The organism is Acidobacteriota bacterium, assembly GCA_038040445.1.
Lineage (GTDB): Bacteria > Acidobacteriota > Blastocatellia > UBA7656 > UBA7656 > Onstottus_A > Onstottus_A frigus.
The window spans coordinates 42,424-60,304 of the sequence record JBBPIG010000001.1; the positions used below are offsets into that span (position 1 = coordinate 42,424).

18 protein-coding genes and 1 pseudogene are annotated in these 17,881 nt (G+C 56.9%); all 19 read left to right on the forward strand.

Annotated features, from left to right (window positions below; genetic code table 11):
* Positions 1-23: 23 nt before the first annotated feature.
* On the forward strand, positions 24-695 hold the full coding sequence (locus tag AABO57_00185) for a cytochrome c oxidase subunit 3 family protein (GenBank protein ID MEK6284138.1): 672 nt from the start codon (positions 24-26) through the stop codon (positions 693-695).
* An 11-nt stretch (positions 696-706) separates the two neighbouring features.
* The gene (locus AABO57_00190; protein MEK6284139.1) at positions 707-1,003 is read left to right on the forward strand and encodes a cytochrome C oxidase subunit IV family protein; all 297 of its coding nucleotides are present in this window, start codon (positions 707-709) and stop codon (positions 1,001-1,003) included.
* Positions 1,004-1,216: 213 nt separating this feature from the next.
* Positions 1,217-2,374 carry a TlpA disulfide reductase family protein gene (locus AABO57_00195; protein MEK6284140.1) on the forward strand — a complete coding sequence of 386 codons (1,158 nt, stop codon included), beginning with the start codon at positions 1,217-1,219 and terminating at the stop codon, positions 2,372-2,374.
* Positions 2,375-2,601: 227 nt separating this feature from the next.
* Positions 2,602-2,886, forward strand: a complete 285-nt coding sequence (locus tag AABO57_00200; GenBank protein ID MEK6284141.1) for a DUF4258 domain-containing protein — start codon at positions 2,602-2,604, stop codon at positions 2,884-2,886.
* Positions 2,883-3,104 carry a hypothetical protein gene (locus AABO57_00205; GenBank protein MEK6284142.1) on the forward strand — a complete coding sequence of 74 codons (222 nt, stop codon included), beginning with the start codon at positions 2,883-2,885 and terminating at the stop codon, positions 3,102-3,104. The genes AABO57_00200 and AABO57_00205 overlap by 4 nt, the downstream gene beginning before the upstream one ends.
* Before the next feature lie 94 nt (positions 3,105-3,198).
* Positions 3,199-3,750, forward strand: a complete 552-nt coding sequence (locus AABO57_00210) for a (2Fe-2S)-binding protein (GenBank protein ID MEK6284143.1) — start codon at positions 3,199-3,201, stop codon at positions 3,748-3,750.
* 35 nt (positions 3,751-3,785) lie between these two features.
* Entirely contained in the window at positions 3,786-4,421 is a 636-nt protein-coding gene (locus AABO57_00215; protein MEK6284144.1) for a Uma2 family endonuclease, read from the forward strand.
* A 56-nt stretch (positions 4,422-4,477) separates the two neighbouring features.
* Complete coding sequence (locus AABO57_00220) at positions 4,478-6,910, forward strand: molybdopterin cofactor-binding domain-containing protein (protein MEK6284145.1); 2,433 nt, start codon at positions 4,478-4,480, stop codon at positions 6,908-6,910.
* A gap of 32 nt (positions 6,911-6,942) precedes the next feature.
* A complete protein-coding gene (locus tag AABO57_00225; GenBank protein MEK6284146.1) occupies positions 6,943-7,212 on the forward strand; it encodes a hypothetical protein in 270 nt (89 codons plus the stop codon).
* Positions 7,213-7,318: 106 nt separating this feature from the next.
* Entirely contained in the window at positions 7,319-7,564 is a 246-nt protein-coding gene (locus AABO57_00230; protein MEK6284147.1) for a type II toxin-antitoxin system HicB family antitoxin, read from the forward strand.
* A gap of 134 nt (positions 7,565-7,698) precedes the next feature.
* Positions 7,699-7,812 (forward strand): annotated as a pseudogene (locus AABO57_00235) (hypothetical protein).
* Positions 7,813-7,865: 53 nt separating this feature from the next.
* On the forward strand, positions 7,866-8,861 hold the full coding sequence (locus AABO57_00240) for an FAD binding domain-containing protein (GenBank protein MEK6284148.1): 996 nt from the start codon (positions 7,866-7,868) through the stop codon (positions 8,859-8,861).
* Positions 8,862-9,145: 284 nt separating this feature from the next.
* Positions 9,146-10,888, forward strand: coding sequence for a quinohemoprotein amine dehydrogenase subunit alpha (gene peaA / locus AABO57_00245; GenBank protein ID MEK6284149.1), 1,743 nt, complete (start codon positions 9,146-9,148; stop codon positions 10,886-10,888).
* Entirely contained in the window at positions 10,885-12,318 is a 1,434-nt protein-coding gene (gene peaB / locus AABO57_00250) for a quinohemoprotein amine dehydrogenase maturation protein (protein ID MEK6284150.1), read from the forward strand. The genes peaA and peaB overlap by 4 nt, the downstream gene beginning before the upstream one ends.
* On the forward strand, positions 12,315-12,650 hold the full coding sequence (qhpC, locus tag AABO57_00255) for a quinohemoprotein amine dehydrogenase subunit gamma (GenBank protein ID MEK6284151.1): 336 nt from the start codon (positions 12,315-12,317) through the stop codon (positions 12,648-12,650). Before peaB ends, qhpC begins: the two co-directional genes overlap by 4 nt.
* A 104-nt stretch (positions 12,651-12,754) precedes the next feature.
* Positions 12,755-13,861: a hypothetical protein gene (locus AABO57_00260; GenBank protein ID MEK6284152.1), complete on the forward strand. Its 1,107-nt coding sequence runs from the start codon at positions 12,755-12,757 to the stop codon at positions 13,859-13,861.
* 153 nt (positions 13,862-14,014) lie between these two features.
* Entirely contained in the window at positions 14,015-14,953 is a 939-nt protein-coding gene (locus AABO57_00265) for a hypothetical protein (protein MEK6284153.1), read from the forward strand.
* Positions 14,954-14,957: 4 nt separating this feature from the next.
* The gene (locus AABO57_00270) at positions 14,958-15,971 is read left to right on the forward strand and encodes a U32 family peptidase (protein ID MEK6284154.1); all 1,014 of its coding nucleotides are present in this window, start codon (positions 14,958-14,960) and stop codon (positions 15,969-15,971) included.
* 101 nt (positions 15,972-16,072) lie between these two features.
* A complete protein-coding gene (locus AABO57_00275) occupies positions 16,073-17,863 on the forward strand; it encodes an ABC transporter ATP-binding protein (protein MEK6284155.1) in 1,791 nt (596 codons plus the stop codon).
* Positions 17,864-17,881 lie beyond the last annotated feature (18 nt).

Here is a 17,881-nt window from a genome sequence, read left to right on the forward strand (position 1 = left end):
TCACTCTCGGATGGAGAATTGACTTGTCAGATACTCACACAGCAACACATGCCGGGCTGGCGCACCACTTCGACGATCTCGAGCAGCAGCGAGAGGCCGGGACGCTCGGGATGTGGGCTTTCCTGGTCACCGAGGTGATGTTCTTCGGTGGCCTGTTCCTGGCCTACATCCTGTATCGATCGAAGTATTCGGTTTCATTTGAAGCCGCCAGCGCGCACCTCGATTGGAAGCTTGGTGGGTTTAATACAATCGTTCTGATTTGCAGCAGCCTGACGATGGCGCTTGCGGTTTTTTACGCCCAGACTGGAAGCCGCCGGAAATTGATCGCTTTTCTGATACTCACTGAAATCCTCGGTTTGACGTTTCTTGCCGTGAAGGCTTACGAGTATCACGACAAGTGGGTACATCATTTGGTGCCGGGGCTTCGCCCGTTTGAATGGACCGGAGACGGAGACCCTGGAAACGTCGAGATGTTCTACTGGTTATATTTTGCGATGACAGGCGTGCATGCGCTGCACATGATAATCGGCATCGGCGTGTTGACCGTCCTGATTCTAATGGCTCGGCGCGGCCGCTTCACTCCCGAGTACAATTCGCCGGTTGTGCTGTCGGGTCTCTACTGGCACTTCGTGGATATCGTTTGGATTTTTCTATTCCCGTTGCTCTATCTGCTCGGCGCGCATCAGGGTCATTGAAGGACGGATTCATGACAGAGCACATCGTTCCAAAGAAAACGTACTTCGTGATTTTCGGCGCCCTGATGGTGTTCACGGTAGCCACGGTCATCGTCGCCCGATACGATCTCGGCCGGTGGAATGCGGTCCTAGCGCTGACAATCGCGGTCTTGAAAGCCACGCTCGTGGTGCTCTACTTCATGCATGTGCGTTACGGTTCTCGATTGACGTGGGTTTTCGCGTGCGCCGGTTTCTTCTGGCTGGCCATCATGGTGGCGCTGACGTTGAGCGATTACATGACTCGAGGCTGGCTTACGATGGCTCACTAACCCTTCGCGCGACAGCCCAACTTCCGATTTCAGTCTTACTCCGTATGTTTGCGCCGAACTCTGAACCCGGAACTCTGAACCCGGAACCCCAGACGTTCCAGTTGTCGGATTTGGGCGACATTGCTATGATCCCGACATCACCGACGAGCCAACCAGGCGAATGGCACAAACTGATTCGCTAACTTTCTTGTCGATTTTCGAGGAGCTGCTTCTATGTTGAAAAGTTTAGTGTGCGTTGCGATCGCGAGTCTTTTGACTGCGGTAACGTCCTATGCGGCGGAACAGGGTCGCAAGGTTGTGATCTACGACGGTGTCGCCACCGAAGTGACCGCCGCAGCCGAAGGGTCGAAGGACCTTTGGGTAACCATTAAAGACCTGAAACGGGCTACGCGGTTCGTGGTTAAGCCTCAAGGCATTTGCCGCGATGAGCTTTGCTTCCCGATTCCAAAAGGCAAGAAGACCGGGTTCCTATCCAAGAAAGGATCGGTCACTTGGTTCAACTTGAGCGAGTTCGCGCGGCTTGTTAAGCAGCCGGTCGCGCCCGATGAGAAGAATGCCGTGTGGTATTTCGGCAAGCGTGAGGATGAGCGCGGAACCTATCTGGCGTCGCTCGAAGCGCCAGACTTTACGCTGCCCGACATGTCCGGGCGCACGCATTCGTTGTCGGACTTTCGCGGCAAGAAGGTATTGCTGGTGACCTGGGCTTCGTGGTGAGGGTGCCGCTTCGATCTGCCAGGATGGCAATCGCTATATCACGAACTGAAGGGCAAGAACTTTGAGATCATCTCGATAGCTCAGGACACAGGCGGCGTGAAGGATGCGGGACCGTGGATCACCGCGGCGAAGGCCGAATTCACCGCGTTGATCGACGACAAACACATCGTGACGCAGCTCTACAACATGGTAAACGTCCCGACTGCGGTTTGGATCAACGAGCGGGGGCGGATCGTCCGGCCCAACGAAGTGGGCTACGTCGATAATCGGTACAAGGCCATGCACGGCATCGATGCCGGGCCGTACCTGGACGCAATACGGGATTGGGCGGCGAATGGAGAGCGCAGCGCGTTCTTGATGAGCGAGGCGGAGCTGAGAGAACGAATGAAACCGCCAAGTCCCGATCGCGCGATGGCCGACGTAGAGTTCGCGCTTGGCGAGTATCTATACAAGAACGGCAAGGGTCCGGATGCGATTCCGCACTTCAAGGAAGCTCAGCGGCTGTCACCTGACAATTGGAACTACAAACGGCAGGCGTGGGCGTTGTCGGATGCCGAACGGGACTACGGCACGAGTTTCATGAAGGAAGTACAGAAGCTGAATGGGAAGCCTTACTACGAGCCGAGGAAACTGCCGGAGGCGAAGAAGCAGCAATAGCGAGATCGATGGTTCCGGCGGTCGAAGGCTAATCAAGAGACATCTGACTGAAACGAATAAACAGTTCGCTCAATAGCGGTTGTAGCCTAGATTCTCGTCGTACCGATTGCCTAACTCAGGAGACTGGTTAGATCGTCGCGTCCCTTTCTTGGTATCCGTTGAAACCGAATCCGATGCGAAACCATTTTGGTTGCGCACTGACGTAGTTCTTCCCTATCCTGATTCGGGTGAAGATTCGCTTCTACCTCGACACAGCTACGGGACTGCCGCACATTTATCAACACGGCATAGACGAGGGCGAAATCGAAGGTATTCTGACAAGTCCCGGTGAGGACCGCCCGGGCCGCGAGGGTTCGCGAGTTGCGATCGGGCAGACCTCGGCTGGCCGATATCTGCGCGTGATCTACGTGCGCGATCCTGAACCCGATAGCGTCTTCGTCATCACGGCTTATGAACTTGGAGTAAAAGCACTCTCAGCGTATCGGCGAAGACAAAGAAAGAAACATAGATGAAACCGAACAAGTATCCAACCGGTTGGAATGAGCGTAAGGTTCGCAAGGTGCTAAAGCACTACGAGTCGCAGACTGAGGACGAGGCCATCGCAGAAGACGAAGCGGCCTTTGAGCTGAAAGATCAGACCGTGATGGTCGTCCCCAAGAAACTCGTTCCGAAAATCACTCGGCTTATAGAGCAACAACGTCCGCGCTCGAGCCGTGCGTCGAAGGCTTAATAGTTACCCGGCTCGCCGGTAACGTTGAGAGGGTGAGTCCCTGCGCCGGAAGCGCGCGCTCCAGAGTGCAGAGTCAGCTACCTGATAAGACGTTATGCCAGCACAAACGATTCAAAAGTCACTCATCAAACTCACTCTCAACGGCGAGCAGACCGAAGTCGCTTTTGCACCGCACAAGACACTGCTTGAAGTTCTGCGAGAAGATCTGGCGCTTACCGGAACCAAGCACGGATGCGAGCTTGGCGAGTGCGGCGTGTGTACGGTGTTGATCGATGGCCAGCCGATGCTCTCGTGTCTCTTTCTCGGTCTCGATGCAGAAGGCCGCGAGGTGACTAGCATAGAGGGCATGGCTGCGGGGGGGCAGCTTCATCCGTTGCAAGAGACATTCGCCGATCTTGGCGCCGCCCAGTGCGGCTACTGTACGCCGGCCTTTCTGCTGGTTGCCAAAGAACTGCTTGAAAAGAATTCGGCTCCGACGCGAGGGGAGATTCAAGACGCGCTGGCGGGGAACCTATGCCGGTGTACCGGCTACATAAAAATCTACGAAGCAGTGGAACTGGCTGCTGCGAGAATGCGCGGCGAGGAGGTCGAACCCGCAAGGGAGATTCTCTACGGCATTGACGGCGCGGCAATCGAGAAACGATGATGCTCTTTAGCAGCGAAGTGCCTGGGTGGTGACCTATGAGCCTACGAAAAGAAGATCAGCTTTTTACGATCGAATACCCGGAGTCGGACGGTGAACCCATGGCTGAGACCGACGTGCACTATCGTCTGATGACTGATCTGCGGTTCGAACTCGAACAGTTCTTTCGTGACGACGAGGATGTCTACGTTTCGGGAAACATCTTGCTTTACTACGTCGAGGGCAATCCGAAGAAACGTGTCGCTCCCGATGTGCTCGTCGCGCGCGGCGTCCGAAGAGGCGAGCGCCGCGTATACAAGCTCTGGGAGGAGGGACGGGCTCCGGATGTCGTGTTTGAAGTCTCTTCGCGACAGACGTGGAGGGAGGACCTCAACACAAAGTGGCGATTGTACGAAGACCTCGGGGTGAAGGAGTACTTCATCTTCGATCCGGAATACGACTATCTTGTTGAGCCGCTCATTGCCTGGAGGCTGGAATCGGGCCGCTACGAAGCGGTGGAGGTCGTCGAGGGAGCCGTCAAGAGCGAAGTGTTGGACCTGGAACTGGTCAATACTGGAGAGACTCTGCGTCTCCGGAATCTCGTGACGGGTCAATTCTTGCTCACGCCTTCGGAACTCGCGGAAGAGGCCGATCGTCTTCGACGGGAAGTTGAGCAGCTCAGGGGTAAGAGTTAGACGAGCCGGGCGGTCGCTCCGAAAGCCGTTATTATTCGTTATTATTCGGTCTATCCATGCCAACTAACAACCGCGGTGAAGATCAGTTGAGAGTAGTCGGAAAACCTCTCCGCAAAGTCGATGCTCGCGCGAAGTGCACGGGGCAAACTCGATTCGCCGATGACATCATTCTTCCGCGAATGCTGTTCGCCAAGCTGCTCCGCTCGCCCGTCCCTCACGCTTTGATCAAGCACATTGACGTTTCAAAAGCCCTCGAGCTTCCCGGCGTAGTCGCAGTCCTCACCGGCAAAGAACTGCCAATCCCTTACGGCATCCTGCCAGTCAGCGAGGACGAGCACGCGCTGTGCATCAATAAAGTCCGCTTCATCGGCGACCCCGTCGCCGCGATCGCCGCACTCGACGAAGACACCGCCTTCGATGCGATGGATCTTATCGAGGTCGAGTACGAATCGCTCACGTCAATCGCGTCAATAGAAGGCGCATTGAATACGCCCGAGCCGCGCATTCACGAGTACGGCGACGGCGGCAACGTACACAAGAAAGTGTCGCTCGAGTTCGGCGACGTTGAAGAGGGATTTGCTGAAGCCGATCTTATTCGAGAAGACGTTTTCTTCTATGAAGGCAACACCCATTTGCCACTGGAGCAGCACGCGGCAGTTGCTGTCTTAGATCCGGACGAAAAGCTGACGCTGTGGAGCGCGACTCAGACTCCCCACTACGTGCATCGCGCGCTTGCCAAGGTGCTGGAGATGCCGGCCAGTCACATTCGAGTGATTGCTACTCCGAACGGCGGAGGCTTCGGCGGCAAGAGCGATCCGTTCAATCACGAGATTGTCGTCGCGAAGCTCGCGATGATGACCGGCCGCCCGGTTAAGATCACGCTGACGCGCGAAGAAGTCTTCTATTGTCATCGCGGCCGGCATCCGGTGTTGATGTGGGTGAAGACCGGAGTAAAGAATGACGGCGCGATCACGGCGATGCACTTCCGCTCGCTGCTCGACGGCGGGGCATACGGCAGCTACGGCGTCGCGAGCACTTTTTACACCGGCGCGCTTCAGACCGTGACCTACGAAGTCCCGCGCTACAAGTTTGAAGGCCTTCGAGTCTTCACCAACAAGCCTCCTTGCGGGCCGAAGCGGGGACACGGTACCCCTCAGCCTAGATTCGCGCTGGAAGTTCAGATCGACAAGATAGCTGAAGAGCTTCAGCTTGATCCGGTCGAGATGCGCAGGCGGCACCTGGTGAAGCCCAATACCGTTACCGCGAACTATCTTCGCGTTGGGAGCGTCGGGCTGGGCGATTGCATCGACAAAGTTGCCGGCGCATCGGACTGGAAGGCCAGGTTTCAAAAGCTGCCTTATGGCAAGGGCGTCGGCTTCGCGTGCAGCTCTTACATCTGCGGCGCAGGCTTGCCCATCTACTGGAACAACATGCCGCATTCCGGTGTTCAGCTTCGGCTGGATCGTCAAGGCGGCGTGTGCGTGATGTGCGGCTCGATCGACATAGGCCAGGGTTCTGATTCCATTCTTGCCTACATCGTGGCTGAAGTGCTGGGCATCGACCCGTTCGACATTCGCGTCCTCACTGCCGACACCGATCTCACACCCGTTGATCTGGGCAGCTACTCGAGCCGCGTCACGCTGATGACCGGGCACGCGGCGCTGCAAGCCGCCGAACGCGCGCGCGAGTTGTTGGCTAAGGCCGTTGCCGAAAAGCTGGACGTTCCTACTGAATACATCACCTTCGCTGATCGCCGCGTCTTCGATGTTGAAGACGCCGAGCGAGGGATGACCTTTGCCGAAGCCGTGCAGCTTGCGGAATCGAAGTTCGGCGTGATAGGCACCGTCGGTTCTTACACCCCGCCGCGCTCGCCGGGCAAATACAAAGGCGCGGGCGTCGGGCCTTCGCCGGCATACAGCTATTCGGCAGCGGTGGCAGAGGTGGACGTCGATCCGGAGACTGGAATCGTCGTGGTCGAGCGGGTCTGGATCGCTCACGACGTCGGGCAATCGATCAACCCTGCATTGGTGATGGGTCAGGTCGAGGGCAGCGTCTACATGGGTCTGGGCGAAGCATTGATGGAAGAGATGGCTTATCGCGGGAACCGAAACGTCGTGCATAAGTTTCCTTCGATGCTCGAGTACAAGAGCCCGACGACGCTGGAGATGTGCGACGTGAAGACTATCTTGATTGAAGACCCTGATCCCAACGGACCCTTCGGCGCTAAGGAAGTCGGGCAAGGCCCCCTCCTGCCGGTTCCGCCCGCGGTTGTGAACGCGATCTACGACGCTGTCGGCGTGAGAATCGACGAAGTGCCCGCGACGCCTGAAAAAGTTCTGGCGGCAATTCGCGCGAAGGCTCAAGGGAAGGAGGGTCGCTTCGGCCCGAAGTCAGTTCCTGAAGTCGAGTGGCCCGAGCCGATCAGAGTGCCGACGCCGGCTGAAGGCGGAGATGGAAAGGAACTGCCGCGCGTGGCGGTGCATTCGTGAGGCGATACTTGAGAGTAGCTAATACTAGCTGTATGAAGAAGAAGACAGATGAAGATTTGGATGAGCTGAGACCGGAGTACGACCTCCGGAAGCTGAAGTTTATCGGCCGTGGAATCTATGCCGAGCGATATCGCTCGGGCACCAACCTCGTGCTGTTGGACCCTGATGTCAGGAAAGCGTTTCCCGATGATGAATCTGTCAACGAAGCTTTGCGAGTGATCGCAAAGGCGGCGAAGAGCCAGCTTTCTCGCAACCGAAGAAGTTCGCCGAAGAGTCGGGGTCAAACATCACAAGCTCGCTAGTCAAGAGTGAGTGCCGACTCCTGCTGAAGGCGGAGATGGAAGGGAATTGCCGCAGGTAGCTGTGCATGTGAGAGACTAACGTAGATTGGTTGATGGGAGGCCGAGCATGCAAACGAAGAAGGTCGTTAGGAAGCACAAACGAGAGAACCGAACCTTCACTGTACTGATTGAACAAGATGAAGATGGTTATTATGTCGCAACAGTGCCCGCACTAAAGAGTTGCTACGCGCAAGCGAAGACAGTCGAAGCTCTTTATCCGCGGATCAGAGAGGTGATAGCGCTTTGCTTGGAAGAGGAAGATCCCATTCCTATGAAATTCATCGGAGTACAGCAACTCCAGTTTAGCAATTAAACACGGAACGCCTCGTATGCCCAGAATGCCGACCGTTACATCCGCACTGATGATTGGGTTCTTGAAGAGCCTGCTTCAAGCAATCCAGACAGAAGGGCAGTCATAAGTTCTTCAGGCATTCTGATGGACGTACGGCGACCGTTCCGTTTCACAAAGGTGAGGATCTTGGAAGAGGATTGACGGAGAAGATTCTCAAGGACACTGACGTAACAAGGGATGATTTTCTAAAATGGCGCGAGCGGCGCTGATACGTTGCCGTTCTAGTTCGGGCTGTTAAGCGCGGGAGCGAGCTCAACATACGATGATGCGACTACCCAAATTCACCTACCGCGTGCCGAGGACGGTTTCGGACGCGGTGAAGATGGTTGGTGACGCCGGCGCTGACGCGATGTTTGTTGCCGGCGGGACCGACCTCTATCCGAATATGAAACGCCGCCAGCAGACGCCGAAGACGGTCATCTCAGTGACCCGTCTCGGCGAGCTTCATCAAATTCAGGGCGACGCAATTACGGGAATGGTGATCGGCTCCTCGGTTTCATTGACCGAGTTATGTGACCACCCGACTGTCAATCGGGACTTTGGATTTGTCGCGGATGCCGCGCGGCTGATATCGACGCCGATTCTTCGAAACATGGGAACAATCGGCGGCAATCTTCTTCTCGACACCCGCTGCAATTATTACGATCAGAATTACGAGTGGCGCAAGGGCATCAACTTTTGCATGAAAAAAGACGGAGAGATTTGCTGGGTCGCGCCTTCGAGTCCGAAATGCTGGGCCGTTCAGTCGTCTGATCTTGCGCCGGTGATGGTCGCGATCGGCGCGAAGGTGAAACTCGTATCCGAGAGCGGCGAGCGCATGCTTGACGCGGCCGATCTTTACAAAGACGACGGGATTGACTATCTACGCAAGCGGCCGGATGAGCTGCTGACCGAGATCCATCTGCCGCCGCGCAACGGAATGCGGGCCGTCTACAAGAAGCTGCGTCGTCGCGGCGCCTTTGACTTTCCGGTTCTTGGAGTGGCAGCGGCTCTTGACGTTGCCGACGACGGAACCGTGCGCGCAGCGAAGCTTATCCTCGGCGGCGTTGCGCCATCTCCGATTGAAGTGACCGAAGCTCAACAAGCACTCATAGGAGAACGCTTCGATCAGGAGAGAATCAACGCGGCTGCGGAAGCGTGCTACTTGAAGGCTCGCCCGCTCGACAACACCGACTTCGTAATGGGTTGGCGCAAACAGATGGCCCGTCCGTTTGTGCAGCGCGCGCTTGAGGAGTTAAAGCGCCATCTGACTGTGTGAAATCGGAAGACCACCCACAGCGTGGTGGATCGTTCAAATCCAGCCTACACGAAAAGCAGTCCGCCTCTCCCGTTGCGAGAATGTCTCAGCACCAAAATCAGTTTGACTTCGAGCGCTCCCATAAACATCATGCTGCCGAGCGAGTCCCAAGGGTTGAGGCTCGAGAGACTTCCTCACTTCACTTGTGTGCCCATCGCTATAGACGAAACACCTCTCCCGATCGGGTTGTATTGAATCCGAAGGCGAAGCGCCTTTCTTGAACCTGAGCGTTTGTCGAGGTCCCGATGAATGCATTAAAGCGATTCGTTGTTGCGGCGTTCCTGCTCTCGCCGCTGCTTCTCACGTTCACCGCGCGGTCACAGTCTCAGACTCAACCGGCGCAGCCCCCGGCAACCGACGACAAATCGAAAGAGGCCGCCGAAGAAGGTATCCCTGTCACGAACCAGCTAGTAATCGACCGCTGCTCGTCGTGTCACAAGAAGGATGAGAAGGGCCGCCTCACTCGAATCTCCTTTGAGCGCACGACTCCGGAGGGATGGCAACAGGTCATCAAGCGGATGATTCGGCTCAACGGCCTCACGCTCAGTCCGGAGGAGGCCAGGCAGATCGTCAAGTACTTGAGCAACAATCACGGGCTTGCGCCTGAAGAAGCCAAGCCTGCGTTCTACGAAGCTGAAAAACGGGTCATCGACGAGAAGTTGCCTGACGAGAGCCTGCGAGCTACGTGCGTGATATGTCACAGTCTTGGGAGGGTCCTCTCGCAGCGTCGCTCGAAAGAAGAGTGGGAGCTGTTGGGGAACATGCACGTTGGGCTCTTTCCGGTTGTGCAGTTTCAGGGTTTCTATCGTTTCCCGCAGCCTGCTGGCGCGCCGCCTCCGACCGACCCCGATCAGCGACATCCGCTGGATAAGTCGCTCGACTACCTGGCCAAGAACTATCCGCTCACCACGCCCGAGTGGGGCGCGTGGCGCGCGAATATGCGAGCGCCCAGACTCCAGGGACGCTGGCTGGTCAGCGCCTATCAAGTCGGCAGCGGTCAGATCTACGGAGAGATGATAGTTGAGCCGGCTCAGGTTGAAGACGAGTTCACTACCAAGCTCAAGCTGCGCTATGTCAAAGACGGTTCGACCGTGACCCGGGCCGGTCGCGGGATCGTGTACTCGGGCTATAGCTGGCGCGGGCGCGCGACCTCGAGCGACGGCAAGGAGCCGGGCGAGAATCGCGAAGCGATGCTCGTGTCGCGCGACTGGACGACAATGGAAGGTCGCTGGTTTTGGGGCGCGTACGATGAGTTCGGCATCGACGTGACTCTACGAAGAATCACCGCCGAACCGTTGATCGCCGGAGTTGATCGCGTGGGGCTCAAGTCGCCCTCGACCGGTGTTCAGGTACACGTCTATGGAGCCAACCTCCCAAGCGACATCAAAGCCGACGAAATCGACTTCGGCCCAGGCGTGAAGATCAAGCGAGTCGTCAGCGCGAAGAGCGACGACGTGACGGTTGAAGTTGACGTTGTCGAAGGCTCGGCGAACGGCTACCGCGATATTTCGCTTCGCAGATATTTCGCGCCGCGCGCGGTCGCCGTTTTCGATAAGGTCGACTACATCAAGGTCAACCCTGACGCTGGAATGGCCCGGGTGGGCGGCGTGGCCTTCCCGAAGCAGTTTCAGCAATTCGGCGCCGTCGCTTACAATCGCGGTCCCGACGGAAAGCCCCAGACTCCCGACGATGTCAGTCTGGGAATCGCCGACGTCGAATGGTCGATAGACGAGTTCCCCGCGACGTTCGATGATGACGACAAGGACTTCGTAGGCGCGCTTTCCGGCAATGGGTTGTTCACCCCCGCGGTGGACGGGCCAAATCCCAAGCGGAAAAAAGGTGTTAACAACTACGGCGACGTGTGGGTTGTCGCCACCTATAAACCAAGAGATGCCGCGAAAGATGCCCAGCCCTTGAAGGCGCGGTCTTATCTTGTTGTAACCGTCCCGCTCTACGTGAAGTGGGACCAACCGGAGGTGTCTCGATGAGCGCTTATCGACAAGGCGAGTTTCACGCATTTGAAGGCGGAGGACAGAGCTATCTTTACCTGGTTCCAAGCGCTGCGATTTTTGCGCTTGAAGACCTGTCTGGCGCGGTGCTCGATCTGCTCAAGGACCGCGAGCTGACCAGGGACCAGATTGTTGACGAACTTATGGGCGCCGGATATGCGCGCGCGAATATCGAGGAAACTCTCGAAGAACTTCATCAGGCGCATGCGATTGCGCTGGGCGAAGGGTTCGTCGAGCCGAGACTGGAAGCGCCGCAGCAACCGTTCCCGCTTCAGACGGTTGTCATGAACGTGACCAATCAGTGCAATCTGAGTTGTTCGTATTGCTACGAGTACGGCGAAGACCGCATCGCAACGCCCGAAGGCAAGACGAAGTTCATGAGCGAGGAGACCGCTCGCGGGACGGTGGACTTCCTGCTGAATCAATCGCCCGGACGCCGCATGGTCCATCTAACCTTTTTCGGCGGCGAGACCTTGCTCAACTTCAAAGTCGTGAAGTCCACGATTGAATACGCGCGCACCAAAGCGGCTGAGATGGGCAAGTACATCGACTTCAGCATGACCACCAACGCGACGATGTTGACTTCGGAGATTATAAGCTTTCTCGCCGAGAACAACGTGGGCGTGACGGTCAGCATAGACGGCCCGAAAGAATCGAACGATCGCTTTCGCGTCTTTCACAACGGGAAGGGAAGCTATGACGTGATCGCCCCGAAGATCAAAGAGCTGGTGAAAGTTCACCGCTCGCGGCCGATCGGCGCGCGGGTGACGCTGACGGCTCAGGTGATCGACGTGAAAAAGATATTTCGTCACCTGACGGAAGAGATGGGATTCGACGAGGTCGGGTTCGCGCCCGTAACCACGTCGCCCGTGCGGCTGTACGCAATCGGCAACACGGGACTCGATCACGTGCTCGATCAGTTCACGGAGCTTGCCGGCGAGTATCTCGACTATGCGCTTGAAAACAAGCATCACGGATTTTCTAACGTCAACGACACGCTTCAAGAACTGCACCAGGGAGTGAGCAAGGCTTATCCGTGTGGCGCGGGGCTTGGGCTGCTGGGAGTTGCGCCGTCGGGCGATATCGGACTTTGCCATCGGTTTGTTGATTCGCCGGCGGGGAAGCTTGGGCACATCGATACGGGCATTGATCGCGAAGCGCAGGCCGAACACCTCAATCGCGCTCACATCAATACCAAGTACGACTGTCATACTTGCTGGGCGCGGCCGGTTTGTTCGGGCGGCTGTTATCACGAAGCTTACGTCCGCTACGGTGACACCTCACATGCGAATTTGCACTATTGCGATTGGATTCGCGGATGGACTGATGTGTGTTTGCGAATCTACGGCGAGATCGCCGCGCGCAATCCGAAGTATCTCGAGCGGTTCGATGAAAGGAAAGCCATATGAAACACCTGAAAGCCATCAACCGGAAGGCCCGGCGAGTGGAGGAGTTTATCGCCTCGGAGTACGGCGACGTTCACGCGCTTCAACAGCCTCCCCCGCAGCGGCCTCATTATCCGCTCGGCTGTTCGCTGGTTTTTTCGCCGGGATGGGAAACGGACTCGGCGGGAGGAACCGCTGGATTGTGCCAGCCGGTTGAGCGCGATCTGTACGATTGCTACATCACTTGCTTCTGGCCGGCTCAGGTGCCCGACCATTTCAACAACTATCCGGATTGGACCAGCAAGTGCGCGAGCGCGACGAAGGATTGGCGGAACATCGATCTGGTCTTTCCGTGAAGAAGGCAAAGAGCAAAGGGCAAAGAGCTAAGAGAACGCTGTGCCCTTCGCGCTTCGCCCTTTGCGCTTTGCCCTTTGCGCTTTGCCACTATCGGAGGTCCCGAATGCGAATCAAACTTTCTCTCATAGCGGTTTTGCTTCTTGTTGTCGCGCCGGCCTACGCGCAGCAACCAAGCCAACCCACCGGTGCTCTGATGTACCTCGGCACCTGGCCCAATAAGATCCTGGTTATTGATGAAGCCAAGCAACAGGTGATCGACGAGATCAAACTCGAGACCGGCGCGCCTCTCCAGGTCGTGCTCGCTCAAGACAAGAAGAAGCTGTTCATTCTTACAACCAAGATGGGAATCGAAGTGGTCGACCTCGCTACGCGAAAAGTCACCAGCCATTTCGACCTCAACGAAGGCAATCGCCGAGTATATCCGTTAGGCGCGGCGCCCGACCCTCTGGGCAAATACATCTACGCCACATTGCGGACCTCTATCAAGGAGATTGACCGCTACAAGATTGAGAAGCCCAAGTTTGTGGTGATCGATCTGGAGCAAAAGAAGATCACCAAGACTTTCGATTTCCCAAAGGAGTTCGATCAGGGCTTCGGGTTCTTCGCCGGCTACAAAGTCTCGCCCGACGGAAAGCTGTTGTACGTGTTCAAGGAAGATATCCTGATCTTCGATCTGACCAATTTCAAGCAGGTCGACAAGATCGAGCTTTCAAAGCCGCTCTACCCCGGGCTGTTTCCGATAAACGTGCGGGGCGACGACGATCCAAATGAGGAACCGGGCTACGTCACATCGGTGTTCAATGCCACCGATCCAGTCGTGCGGCGCGCGATATTTGGCATCGCCAGGATAAACCTGTTAACGAAGAATGTGGATTTCACCCCGATAGGTCCTGCAGCGCCTATGAACAGGTTCTATCTGACGCCGGATCGGAAGAAGGGCTACACGGTTACGTTCAGCGGGCAGGGTGGAAACCGGCGGACTGAGTTTTGGGTGTTCGACGTCACCGCTCGAAAGGTGATCAAGAAGCTCGAGTTCGAGAGCCGTGCGCGATTTAATTTCGCAGTAAGCGGCGACGGGCGCAAGCTTTACATCTACGGCGCGGGGCCGACGATCGAGATTTACGATGCCGATACGTTGACGCTGGAGAAGACAATAACGCTCGACGGCGACGCGATCACGCAATTGCTGGTTCTTCGTCCTCAATCTTAGAGGTCAGCCGAGTTGAAGATACCTGTACGGGCGTCCCTCCGCGTGGCGCCCTCCTTCCTCCTAAGAGCGTCTCACAACGAAGGGGCGCCCGCGGAGGGACGCCCGTACAGGTCGGCGTAAACACACTCTTGATCCGAGTCTTCCTTGAACCCTATGGACTGGAGCATTCACGTCAGCAACGCAGCGGAAGTCAGGAGCGGCCTGAGCGCACTTGAGCCCGCGAGCTTCGACAGCGGGTCGAAACTCGCGCCTGTCGTTCAACTGACGCAGAGGCTCATTTACGAACTGTTTGGTCCGATTGCCTTCAGCCGTTGCGCTTACGGGAATGAGTTCTGCGAGCACTTGATTCCCTCGCCCGACCAGCTCGAAGCTGTTGTTACCGCGGCGCGCGACCGTGAAATCGGCCTCACCTTACTGACGCCTTATGTGACCGATGCCGGGATAGATTTGCTCAGGCCTCTGTTCGAGGTGCTTAGCGCGAACGGCGAAAGCGAAGTCGTGTTCAACGATTGGGGCGTTTTGAATCTGCTTCGCCGTGAGTTTTCCGGCTTGAAGCCCGTTCAAGGGCGGTTGATGAACAAGTCCTTGCGCGATCCGCGCGTTACCGGCGTCTATGCTGCAAGCGACGCGCCGGCGCCGGCGCTCGTATCGCTGCGCCGCTCGAATCTGGACTGCGCCAGCTACACCGGATTCTTGTCGGGATTAGGAGTCGAGTCGGTTGAGGTGGACAATCTGCCGCAAGGCGTCGATCTGAGCTTCGCGGAAAACGGCGTGAAGGCTAGCGCGTACGTGCCCTTTGGGTTCATCAGCACGAGCCGCATCTGCATGGCGGCCGGTATTCACTACGATAAGCGCGACAAGTTCCAACCGGGAGCGCCTTGTCATCACGAGTGTCAGACTCATCTGCTCGAATATGCTTACACGAACACGCCGTTCGAGAACCGGGATCAGAAGTTCTACCTCAAGGGCAACAGTTATTTCTACGTTCACACGGAAGCGATGCTGCGCGGCCTGTTCGAGCAAGCTCGTGCCGGCCTCATCGACCGAATCGTTTTTCAACCACAGTTGCCTATGACGTGGGAGCGAGCTTGAAGTCATGAAAGTTCTTGCGCCAATCAGCTCATACGATGAATTGGAGATGCTCGCGGCGAGCGGGGCAGAAGAATTCTATTGCGGCGTCGTTCCGCGGGAGTGGCTCGATCGCTACACGGGAGCGGTCTGGCTGAACCGTCGCAGTCCGAAGGGCGGGAGCCTTGAAACTTTCTCCGAGTTGAAACGGCTGGTAGAAGGCTCGCACCGGCTGGGCATTCCGGTTTTCCTCACGCTCAACGCTCCGTACTACACGGCTGAACAGATGTCGTGGGTGATGGAGCTCGCTCGAGCGCTTGATGGCGAAGCAGGAATTGACGCGTTGATCGTGACCGACATCAATCTGCTGATGCAGCTATCGAAGGCGAAGCTGAACGCAGCACTGCACGTCAGCTCCGTCGCCGCGACCTTGAACACCGAAGCGATTCGCTTTCTGCTTCAGTTTGGTCCGAGCAGAATCATTCTGCCTCGAAGCCTGACCATTCCTGAGATAGAGAGGATCGTGAACGCCACTCGTGATGAAGTCGAAATCGAAGTCTTCATGCTCAACGACGGCTGCGCCTTTGAAGAAGGCTTTTGCGCGACCACTCACCATCACACGGTCGGCGCCTTCTGCACCAGTCTCTCCGAAATGGACACGGAGTTTGAACGCAGCGGCGGGCGCGAGCTTACGCGCAGGCAGAATTCGCGGCTGCGCCGAAACCTCACCGACTATCGCGAATGGATCTGGTATGTAAATGGCAACGGCTGCGGGGCAACAGCGAACGGTCTACCGTACGGGCCGTGCGGGTTGTGCGCGATTCACGACTTCCAGCGAATCGGCGTGGCTTCATTGAAGATCGTGGGCCGCGAAGCTTCGCCGTTTAAGAAGCTCGCCAGCGTGCGAATGGTTCGAGCGATCGTCGATCAGGTTCGAAGCGGGCCGGATAAGCTGGTAGTGATCGAACGGGCGAAGTCCTTGCGCGGCGACCGCAAGCATTGCGACTCCGGATATATGTGCTACTACAAAGTTGAAGCGTGACGAGGGTTGACGGCCTTGCGTCTTTGCGAGTCTTAGCGTGCTTTGCGGGAAACCGGGTTCGCGCAGAGCACGCTAAGACTCGCAAAGGCCGCAAACTTCAAATGAACAACGACTATAGGCGAATCTTCGACTACATCTTTCCGTACTGGCGCAGGCTGGCGCTTGTGCTTGGGTTAAGTCTCGTCTCGACTCTTGTCGGCTTAGCTCAACCATACATAACCAAGCTGCTGATCGACGAAGCGCTACTCCGGCGCGACAGGCAAGCATTGACGATGGTCGCGGCGTTGATGGTCGTTGTGACTGTGCTCGGGTTCGCGCTGAACATAGCGAGCAGCTATCGCTATATAGCAGTATCGGCGGCGGTGTTGTTCGACATGCGGCTTGCGGTTTACAAACACCTGCAGAAGCTGTCGCCGCGGTTTTACACTCGCACGAAACTCGGAGAAATCGTTTCGCGCTTGAACAACGACATCAGCGAGGTGCAACGCGTCGCCGCCGACACGCTGCTTGCGGCCATCAGCAATTTCATTTTTCTTATTGGCAGCGTGACGATAATGGTCTGGCTCAATTGGAAGCTGTTCTTGTTGAGCATTCTGCTCATCCCTGTGTCGGTGATCGCGCTGAAGCACTATCGCCAGAAGCTCACCGACAGAGTGAGAGAGATGCGCGAGCGCAGCGCCGACATCGGAAGCTTTCTGATCGAGAGTTTGATGGGCATGCGTCTGGTCGTGACGTCAAACACTCAGGACACGGAAGTCGCTCGATTTCGGCAGAAGAACCAAGGCTTCGTCGACGCGCTGCTATCGATGCAACTCGTATCTTACTTCGCCGGTGTGCTGCCGGGAACGGTGCTGACGCTGAGCACCGCGCTGGTGTTCCTCTATGGCGGCAAGCTGGTCATCGACGGCGTGATGGAACTCGGCTCGCTGGTGGCGTTCATGGCTTATCACATGCGCCTGCTTGCGCCGGTGCAGAATCTGATGGGGCTTTACACTAGTATTGCTACTGCGCGCGTGTCCTTGAATCGAGTATTCGAGATACTTGACACCCCGGTCGAAGTGAATGACGCGCCCGATGCCGTCGCGCTTCAGGCTGTAAGAGGTGAGATCGAGTTCGACGACGTCACGCTCAAGTACGATCGCGACACTGTAGTCCTTGACGCGGTGAGCTTCAAGATTCCTGCCGGTTCGCTTTGCGCGATTGCCGGGCCAAGCGGAGTCGGCAAATCGACGGTAGCCGACTTGTTGCTTCGATTTTACGATCCACAAGCCGGCACGATTCGGCTGGACGGTCACGACCTGCGCGATATTCGGCTTGTCGATTTGCGCAGAGAGGTTGTTCTCGTCGAGCAGACGGCTTTCCTGTTCAACGCAACCATCGCCGAGAACATAAGGTACGGCCGGCCCGAAGCGACTCGAGAAGAAATCATTCGAGCTGCGAAGGCGGCCTCCATAGATGGTTTCATTCGCGCATTGCCGGACGGCTACGACACAGAGGTCGGCGAGCGAGGGCAGGCGCTTTCGGCGGGCGAGCGCCAGCGCGTCGCTCTAGCGCGCGCTCTTTTGAGAGACCCCGCGGTGCTGGTCCTCGACGAGCCAACCGCCTCGGTCGATCCGATCACCGAGCAGACGATAGCCGCCGAGCTTGCGTCGGTGATGCGAGGGCGCACGACGGTGGTCATATCTCACCGGCTGTCGCTGATCGAACGCGCCGACTGGGTGATAGTGATAGACGACGGCAAAGTGATCGAGACGGGCCGGCCTGCCGAACTACTAGCGAGCGGCAAGGCGCTCGCGACCCTGTTCTCCTACCTGCCCCAGGAAGCAAATGATCCGCGTGAATCCGTCAAATCAGTGTCATCCGTGGTCTATCGAAGGAACGAAACGAAATAGACCACGGATGACACTGAT

Excerpts from the sequence above, each read along its gene's own strand:
- AABO57_00190 (MEK6284139.1), top strand. The coding sequence starts at position 707 with ATGACAGAGCACATCGTTCCAAAGAAAACGTACTTCGTGATTTTCGGC.
- AABO57_00205 (MEK6284142.1), top strand. The coding sequence starts at position 2,883 with ATGAAACCGAACAAGTATCCAACCGGTTGGAATGAGCGTAAGGTTCGC.
- AABO57_00210 (MEK6284143.1), top strand. The coding sequence starts at position 3,199 with ATGCCAGCACAAACGATTCAAAAGTCACTCATCAAACTCACTCTCAAC.
- AABO57_00215 (MEK6284144.1), top strand. The coding sequence starts at position 3,786 with ATGAGCCTACGAAAAGAAGATCAGCTTTTTACGATCGAATACCCGGAG.
- AABO57_00220 (MEK6284145.1), top strand. The coding sequence starts at position 4,478 with ATGCCAACTAACAACCGCGGTGAAGATCAGTTGAGAGTAGTCGGAAAA.
- AABO57_00225 (MEK6284146.1), top strand. The coding sequence starts at position 6,943 with ATGAAGAAGAAGACAGATGAAGATTTGGATGAGCTGAGACCGGAGTAC.
- AABO57_00230 (MEK6284147.1), top strand. The coding sequence starts at position 7,319 with ATGCAAACGAAGAAGGTCGTTAGGAAGCACAAACGAGAGAACCGAACC.
- AABO57_00240 (MEK6284148.1), top strand. The coding sequence starts at position 7,866 with ATGATGCGACTACCCAAATTCACCTACCGCGTGCCGAGGACGGTTTCG.
- peaA (MEK6284149.1), top strand. The coding sequence starts at position 9,146 with ATGAATGCATTAAAGCGATTCGTTGTTGCGGCGTTCCTGCTCTCGCCG.
- peaB (MEK6284150.1), top strand. The coding sequence starts at position 10,885 with ATGAGCGCTTATCGACAAGGCGAGTTTCACGCATTTGAAGGCGGAGGA.
- qhpC (MEK6284151.1), top strand. The coding sequence starts at position 12,315 with ATGAAACACCTGAAAGCCATCAACCGGAAGGCCCGGCGAGTGGAGGAG.
- AABO57_00260 (MEK6284152.1), top strand. The coding sequence starts at position 12,755 with ATGCGAATCAAACTTTCTCTCATAGCGGTTTTGCTTCTTGTTGTCGCG.
- AABO57_00265 (MEK6284153.1), top strand. The coding sequence starts at position 14,015 with ATGGACTGGAGCATTCACGTCAGCAACGCAGCGGAAGTCAGGAGCGGC.
- AABO57_00270 (MEK6284154.1), top strand. The coding sequence starts at position 14,958 with ATGAAAGTTCTTGCGCCAATCAGCTCATACGATGAATTGGAGATGCTC.
- AABO57_00275 (MEK6284155.1), top strand. The coding sequence starts at position 16,073 with ATGAACAACGACTATAGGCGAATCTTCGACTACATCTTTCCGTACTGG.